Source organism: Streptococcus sp. A34 (genome assembly GCF_043674115.1).
Taxonomy (GTDB): domain Bacteria; phylum Bacillota; class Bacilli; order Lactobacillales; family Streptococcaceae; genus Streptococcus; species Streptococcus suis_V.
In genome coordinates, this window is sequence record NZ_JBIMJM010000003.1 from 109,291 (window position 1) to 116,711 (window position 7,421).

The following is a 7,421-nucleotide window of genomic DNA, read 5'->3' on the forward strand; positions in this document are numbered from 1 at the left end:
AGCTTAATATATTGTTAAAAAATAGTTTTCAAAATAGATTTCTTTCGTATATTTTCATTATTTTTCACTTTTATATCAATAAAATCATGAAACCAGTTGAGTACAACTGGTTTCATGATTATTCTTGCTCTTCTTTTTGTTTTTCTTTTTGAGTAGTCCAAATAACAGCATTCCTCCGAGCAAGGAGAGGGATTGCTGGATAGAGTTGGATAGTGACTCGGAGACGGACTCAAAGACAGATTCCTATACGGAGAGACTCAAACTCTCTGTCATAGGCTGGTAATGAAAAGAAAAGATAAGATTACTCTCACCTTTTCCATTTTTCTAAAATTGAAATCTTTTGCATACATTTTTGATAGTCTTGCATCTGACCAGTTTTCAAATAATAATCCTTGTGTAGATTCAATCGCCATCTATACGCCATTAATTCCGGCGCAATATCAAAACCAATTAATGACAAAACTGTAATTCGTTCTTCAATACTTTTTAGAGGAAAGACAGAAGAGATTTCGACCGTTTTAGTAACACTTGTTTGTCTTTTTCGATGGTAATATAAACTCATATTTGAAAAGACAATACGATCAGCATTCAGATAAATTTTCCAGGTTGTATAGTCGTCCTCAACTTTTTCATCTTCTGGATAAACAATGCCTTCCAATAGGGAGGATTTATAGAGTTTGCACCACGGAACTGTAAAGCATTGACTAATCGCAAATCGGCCTTCATACTCTTTTTTAAACCATTCTTGCGGACTATAAACCTGTCTAAAGTAATCTTGAGCTTGTAAATGGAAAGCAAATGAACTCGTCTCTTCCATAAATTGTGTAAAGTTAACCACAGCAATATCTGCATCCGTCTCGTTCAACGACTGATAGAGATATTCAATGTGATTCGGTTCCAACCAATCATCATTATCAACAAAGAGAATATAGTCTCCACTCACCAATTGTAAGGCTGTGTTTCTGGCTGCACCTACTCCGCCCCCACCCAGAGGCTTATTCACCAGTTTAACTCGACTATCTTTTTGTCGGTACTGCTCACAAACGCTAGCACTTCCATCCGTTGAACCATCATTCACCAATACTATTTCAAGATTTTGATAGGTTTGATTTATAATACTATCCAAACACTGTTTCAAATAAATACCCGCATTAAACACAGGAACGATAACCGATACTTTTTCCATCCTACTTAAACTTTCTAAATTGATCGTATAATTCTAACTTCACCCTTATCGTTCGATACAATTCTATCTGTCCTGTATAGAGGGCATCGGCTTTACATTTTTCTAAGCGAGCAACATACGAAGCGATCTGAGCTTTTGGATTGTACCCCATCGTCACTAGCAGAGCAATACGCTCCTCGGCATTACTAATCATGGTCATAATATCCTGCAACATAGCAGATCGAGATAGTCCTTCCGGCCGTTGAGAATAGTAATAAGGACCTTCATTGGTGAAATGAATCTGGTTAGCTTTCAAATACAACTTATAAATCGTTGCATCATCTTCTCTAAGACGCCCTACCGGATAGCGAATATCCCCAAACAAGGACCTTTTAAATAGTTTCAAAGGAGAGAAGGTGAAAGCAAGATGCATATTGTTCTTCATATCTCCTTCTAGATCCAACCACTCCTGGACAGAATAGACTGTTTGGAAGTAATTTCCTTCGTTATGGTAAAAAAGGAAAGACTGCCGTTCCTCGTTGAAAGAGGTGAAATTTGTGGCAGCAATATCCGATCCTGACTCTATCGCTCCATCATACAGATGTTTTAGATAGAAATCTTCCACAAAATCATCCGAGTCAACAAAGGTAATATATTCCCCTTTTGCATTATCGATTCCCTTGTTTCGAGCAGCAGATACTCCTGCGTTTTCCTGATGAATAACTCGGATCCGCTCATCTTTTTTGGCATATTCTTCCAAAACGAAGGCACTTCCGTCTGTCGAACCATCATTAATTAAAATCAATTCAAAATGAGGATAGGTTTGTTTCAATAAGGAATCAATACAACGTTTTAAGTATGGCTTCACATTATAAACAGGGACAATAATACTAATCAAAGTAGATTCTGATTGCATTTTATGCTCTTCTTTCACCGAAACCTCCTGTAGAGTTTGCGGCGCAACACCCACCCAAGCCTTTACGGAAAGAAGGTAGTCCGCATCATCTGTAAACTGAATATCTGTATCAAAATTATGCTCAGCAGTGTGCTTGTGGTCAAGTTTCACCTTGGAAGTCGCTTTCATTTGGAACCATTCATACTCAGAATCGATGTGGCCCAAATCAATTGCCTGATGACCTCTCTTCATCAAATCAACTCCCAAGACCTTGGCTGTTGGCCCCAACATCAGAAGGACCAGCTTATCATCTGCATGCTCTAGAATCGCTTCTAAAATGTCATCGTATTTAGCAAAAGCATTCTTTGATGGACAAACGATTCGAGAAACAGATTCTGCTCCAGCAAACAGATCATTACCAACTCCTGATCGACTGGTCTCACCTTCGACAATCAAAATATCTCGACCCCGCCATAAGTCCTTAATGGCTGCAAAATAGGCTGCCGCAGGTTCCTTATCCACCAAGTCAATATAGGGACGTGAAATGAAGGTTGAACCGTACCAATCAGATTGACACTCGTGGGCATAAAATTGACCATAGCGCTCAAAATGACTCTTCCAAAATTGTTGAGCATTTGAATTATACCGTTCCAATCCTTGAAAGACATCTGGCAAACACACCACTAATTCCGGAGAACTTGGAATGGTCAAAATAGCTTTTAAGGCTGCCGCTAATTCTGAATCATATGGCTGATAGGGGATACTAGACCCCTGAATCACATCAATTTCTCCATCTCCAAATCTCACAACAGAGGATTGGTGTTCTTTGATATAAGCAAGGCTATCTAAAATCGGCAAAACACGAATTTCTTCTAATTTTCTCATCCTTCTCCCCCATCACATATGGCACTAAAGACAGCATCGATCAATAATTTTTTCGTAAAATAGCCTTGTCGAACCAAGGGATTAAAGGCCCTTACTCTAGCCACAAATCCCTGATAGTCAGCTGGTGTCATAGCTTGAATTTTTTCAGCCGCTTCATCCAGACTGTCTACAACCAAACCAAGTCCATTCGCCTCGATGATTTCCTGATTGGCAATTCCTCTCTGAACAATCACAGGGATTCCTGCTGCTACAAAAGCACCTAATTTATACGGACAATAGAGGGTTTGATACCCCTTGTCATGATCATCCATCCAGACCAAGCCAAATCCGCCCTGCGACATTTCTAACAAGAGCTGTTCATCTGGGCGATAAGGCAGGCGTTTCACCATGGTTGGCAACTCCACCTCTTGGCGACAATAAAGATGAACCTGAACAGGATAGTTCCAGCTTTTCATGAAACTAAAACGCTCTGGTGAGCCCGGAAAGTGAATTAAGGGCTTGTAATAAGCTGGTAATTGCGGAGCATTGGTCGGATGATCCCACATCCCCTGAACTAGTGTCTTTTTCACAGTCAAACCATGTTCACGCAAGACATCAATCATCTTTTGACTCGGAGCCACAATGACATCTGCTAGATTATAATAGGCAATGGTCCGGTCCATCAAGTAGTAATTCCCCGCAAACATTAAAGGAACAACATCGTGGATAAAAATCACAATTTTGATTTGATAGGCCTTCAACTTTGCCATCAAGCGCTCATCAAAATTCGTTGTATTCCAAGTCGGCGTTTGGAAGATGACAACATCTCCATGCCGCAAGCCAGCCACAATCCCATCCAAGCGTTTACTGAGTTCAGACGGACTATCTGCCTCCATATTATAAGCATAGACCCCCAGTTCACGATAGCCAAGCCCAATCGCAATATCTGTCACCATATTTTGTCCAAGCTGCGCCGTTGAAGATGCTGCTTGACCGTTTAAATTTGTAATATAGACTCTCATTTAGTTGTTTCCGTATTTATCTATCATCCGCTTGCGGAATTCCAGGTTCTTATAAGCTACTACATCCCCATTACGCAGTTTGCTATCCCGATTTATCTGCGAACGCCATTTGTAGGCGGCAATTTCCCGTGACAAATCAAAACCAAGCAAACCCAGCACCTCAAGGCGTTCTGCCACTGGCTCCGTTGAAAATATTGTCGCCTGATCGGCTGTCTGGGTCATCGACCCCGCATTGACACGATAAATCAGACTAGAGCGATGCATATAGGCGATTCGATTCGCTGCCAAATATGTTTTCCAAGTTGTCCGATCGTCCTCCCCAAAACCATCTGTCGGATAGAGGATGTATTCAAACAGAGACTTTTTATACATTTTGCTCCAAGGTACTGTGAAACAGAGGGAAATATTGTGGCCAACACCATATTGGAAAGCAAACCACTCTTCTGGGCTATAAACAGCCTCGTAATAATCATCTGTCCCAATGTGTAAATTAAACTGCCCAGTCTCCTCGTAATACTGAGTAAAGTTGGAAATGGCTATATCACTTCCTGTACGAGTAAGTAGTTCATGCAAATCAGAAATATGATTGGGATCTATCCAATCATCTGCATCTACAAAGACGATATACTCTCCTGTCGCCACTTCAAGCGATGTATTACGTGCAGCACCTAGGCCCTCATTCTTCCTCTTGTGAACCACTCGAACCCGTGAATCTTGCTTACGCAACTGCTCGCACAAGAGAGCTGACCCATCTGTCGAACCATCATTGATCAATAAGATCTCTAGATTTTTATAATCCTGTGCAATAATACTTTCGACACACTGACGAAGATGTTTTTCCCCATTGTAAACAGGTACAATTACACTCACTTTTTCCACTTATATGCCTCATTCCCTCTTTATATATTACCATTATCATAGCATGCCTAGACTAGAAATGCAAAAATAGTCTGTTATTTTTCTATAAACAAAAAGGGGATTTTCCCCTTTTTAACGATAGATTCCATAATACTGGTGAGCTGACCATAGCCCCGTCACCATTGACTGGACCAATTCTGGATCCATCAAAAAATCTGTAACTGCCTGCCCATTGAGGTATCCAGCTTCGCTCTTAAAACCTGTGAAGGCTTGGCAGCGTTCCTCTAGTTCCTTCCGAATGTCCAGATACTTTTGTGGATTTTGCAGAGGCTGGTTCACATCACAAGCTCCTGCCAAAAACTCCTCAATCGTCATGTGATTGGCCAACTCACGCAAACCAGCAAAACGCCCTTCTTCAAATCCTTGTTCCTGAATATTCAAAACAGGTGTTCCAAGCGCCAAACATGGCAAGGTTCCATGCAGACGAGTGGTGACGACAAAACGTGCTGATTGATAGAGATAGAGGTAGTACTGAGCCACTTTCATCCGTTGAGAAGGGCTCATGTACTGGTGGTTGATATCTGCACTCATCCGAATAACAGGATAAATAGATTCTCTTGCCAACTTATCATAAACAGCATTTGGCAAATCAATCGCTAAGACAAAATCCTGCTTTTTCACATTCTTTTCTGGTTGAATGGTTAATGTCAAGCAACCAGACCAGTACGAGTCTACACCGATCGATTCAAGGAAGTCTTTGGTAGCTCCACTCCTCGCACCAACTGGACCATATTTTTTGAAAAATGCTCTATTTTCTTCCGTAGAAAATTGCTCTTGCACCAGATCATCGATAAACATCGATATCAATAAAGGATCGATTTTTTCATTTTTTAATGGAAAATTTTCCGGGCGGTGGGAATACCAGCCATTCATGATAAGCTTGATTGATTCCTCACCATCATACTGGAACTCATTTAAATAATCCCTGTTCACATAGTAATCTATCTGTGGTAAAAAACGACTCGTCGCTACCGACTGAATCTCATCTCCAATATTACCAGTGGTATACGAAAAAAGGGCATATTTGGTCATGACATCTCCTACTTTCTTATTTGGTTCTAGTATAGCACAATATAGTAGGAATGCGAAGCTCGTAGCTTAGATTGTTCGAGCTTGACCTACCCCATTATTGATTTTAAAGACATACTTATGCCCCTGAGTCAGACTATGATAAAAACCATCTCCCTCATAGACTTGGAAAATCTGCATGGTCTTGCGACTTTCCTCATCCTTGTAAACATGTTGGACATAGGGATTATCCGCAAAAACCTTCTCCAAGAGTTCTTGACTAGCCGGATGTGCCTTCCCTTCTATACGAATGACCTGAATCAAGTAGTCTTCTTCTGACAGGGCGGTTAGCGCCACACGCTCATCCCCCATCAGTTGCTGATAGAAATGCGTTTCCGAACCTGTCATAAAGAAAATACCATCTTCATTGGCAGCTGTGATATGGATAGGCCGCGCATGAGGATTGCCATCTGCATCGACCGTTGCAAAAATCCCTAGCTTCATGCCTTCCAAAATTTCCATGACATCTTTGACTTCCATAAGTAGCCTCCTAGACTTACATTCTACCTAAATTATAGCAAATTCCATGGGGAAAGTTAAGGTTAACATACAAAAATACTACCAAATATTTTCCCATCCCTCTAGCCCTGACGCCCTCTCTTTAGCTGAGTTGTCTTTACATAGTCCCTAAACTACCAACGGCATGAAGTGGCCAACAACCTTTCCTACTATCTTAGGCTGGTCTTCATAAAAGGCAAACTTATCCGGATGGTCTGGATTGATGGACACGAGACGGAAACCTTCCTTCTCCCGATAGACACGCTTGATATAGGTATGACCAAACCAGACAATGGCATAGATACCACCGTCATAATCAAAACCAGTCTCCTTGATAAGTGCCACCTCTCCTGATTGGAACATGGGCTCCATGGAATTTCCCTTTATCCAAGTCGCTACATCATGGTCCATCTCTTTATCAAAATAGACTGTTTCCGTCTCAAACTCATCCTCAAAAGCCTCACCAGGCCCTGCCGACAGCAAAATATTGGTCCGAACCTGATAGGCCACAAACTGTAGAGACTGGTACTGCTCCTCCAACAAACGCTGTGAGTAACGCATCACCATACCTTGATGACCACTGGTCAACTGATGGTAGACAGACAAGAGATCAAAATCTGCATCAAAATATCCCATTTCCACCAAAAATGTTTCTTCCAATGCTCGCAAATGCTTGGCATTGGGAACCGTCGTCTCCGATTCCCACTTAGAAATCGTCACCTTCCCAACACCAACCAGCTTCCCTAGATTTTCCTGCGTCATCTCATTGACCAAACGAATCGCTCGCAAACGCTCCCCTGAAAACATCCTTCACCTCAATAAGTTTCTTTATAAAGTAACTATATTATACAAAATATTCTGTTTTCTGACAAGTTTTTTTCTATTTCTTTCCACTATTTATATATAGACGCACATTGTCAAGTCAAGTGCAACAAGTTCATTGATAACTAGAGATCCAGAGGTTAAGCTGTCTGGGCTAGCCCAAACAGAA

At 41.2% G+C, this 7,421-nt stretch carries 7 protein-coding genes; all 7 read right to left on the reverse strand.

All coding sequences use genetic code 11. The annotated features are described in order from the left end of the window. Positions 1–307: 307 nt before the first annotated feature. The 7 genes from ACHBGV_RS01855 to ACHBGV_RS01885 all read right to left on the reverse strand — a co-directional run bounded on the left by ACHBGV_RS01855 (position 308) and on the right by ACHBGV_RS01885 (position 7,237). Complete coding sequence (locus ACHBGV_RS01855; protein ID WP_394735531.1) at positions 308–1,186, reverse strand: glycosyltransferase family 2 protein; 879 nt, start codon at positions 1,184–1,186, stop codon at positions 308–310. A 1-nt stretch (position 1,187) separates the two neighbouring features. After that, positions 1,188–2,945, reverse strand: coding sequence for an SP_1767 family glycosyltransferase (locus ACHBGV_RS01860; RefSeq protein WP_394735532.1), 1,758 nt, complete (start codon positions 2,943–2,945; stop codon positions 1,188–1,190). Further along, positions 2,942–3,946: a sugar transferase gene (locus ACHBGV_RS01865; protein WP_172023025.1), complete on the reverse strand. Its 1,005-nt coding sequence runs from the start codon at positions 3,944–3,946 to the stop codon at positions 2,942–2,944. Before ACHBGV_RS01865 ends, ACHBGV_RS01860 begins: the two co-directional genes overlap by 4 nt. Continuing rightward, a complete protein-coding gene (locus ACHBGV_RS01870) occupies positions 3,947–4,816 on the reverse strand; it encodes a glycosyltransferase family 2 protein (RefSeq protein ID WP_394735533.1) in 870 nt (289 codons plus the stop codon). Between the two features lie 120 nt (positions 4,817–4,936). Beyond that, positions 4,937–5,896, reverse strand: a complete 960-nt coding sequence (locus tag ACHBGV_RS01875) for a polysaccharide pyruvyl transferase family protein (RefSeq protein ID WP_394735534.1) — start codon at positions 5,894–5,896, stop codon at positions 4,937–4,939. Positions 5,897–5,962: 66 nt separating this feature from the next. Further along, complete coding sequence (locus tag ACHBGV_RS01880; RefSeq protein WP_105122846.1) at positions 5,963–6,412, reverse strand: pyridoxamine 5'-phosphate oxidase family protein; 450 nt, start codon at positions 6,410–6,412, stop codon at positions 5,963–5,965. Positions 6,413–6,559: 147 nt separating this feature from the next. Further along, positions 6,560–7,237 carry a helix-turn-helix transcriptional regulator gene (locus ACHBGV_RS01885; protein WP_394735535.1) on the reverse strand — a complete coding sequence of 226 codons (678 nt, stop codon included), beginning with the start codon at positions 7,235–7,237 and terminating at the stop codon, positions 6,560–6,562. Between the last annotated feature and the right edge of the window lie 184 nt (positions 7,238–7,421).

Bases quoted from the DNA above. Each gene is read 5' to 3' on its own strand.
- ACHBGV_RS01880 (WP_105122846.1), bottom strand. From the start codon at position 6,412: ATGGAAGTCAAAGATGTCATGGAAATTTTGGAAGGCATGAAGCTAGGG.
- ACHBGV_RS01865 (WP_172023025.1), bottom strand. From the start codon at position 3,946: ATGAGAGTCTATATTACAAATTTAAACGGTCAAGCAGCATCTTCAACG.
- ACHBGV_RS01875 (WP_394735534.1), bottom strand. From the start codon at position 5,896: ATGACCAAATATGCCCTTTTTTCGTATACCACTGGTAATATTGGAGAT.
- ACHBGV_RS01885 (WP_394735535.1), bottom strand. From the start codon at position 7,237: ATGTTTTCAGGGGAGCGTTTGCGAGCGATTCGTTTGGTCAATGAGATG.
- ACHBGV_RS01855 (WP_394735531.1), bottom strand. From the start codon at position 1,186: ATGGAAAAAGTATCGGTTATCGTTCCTGTGTTTAATGCGGGTATTTAT.
- ACHBGV_RS01860 (WP_394735532.1), bottom strand. From the start codon at position 2,945: ATGAGAAAATTAGAAGAAATTCGTGTTTTGCCGATTTTAGATAGCCTT.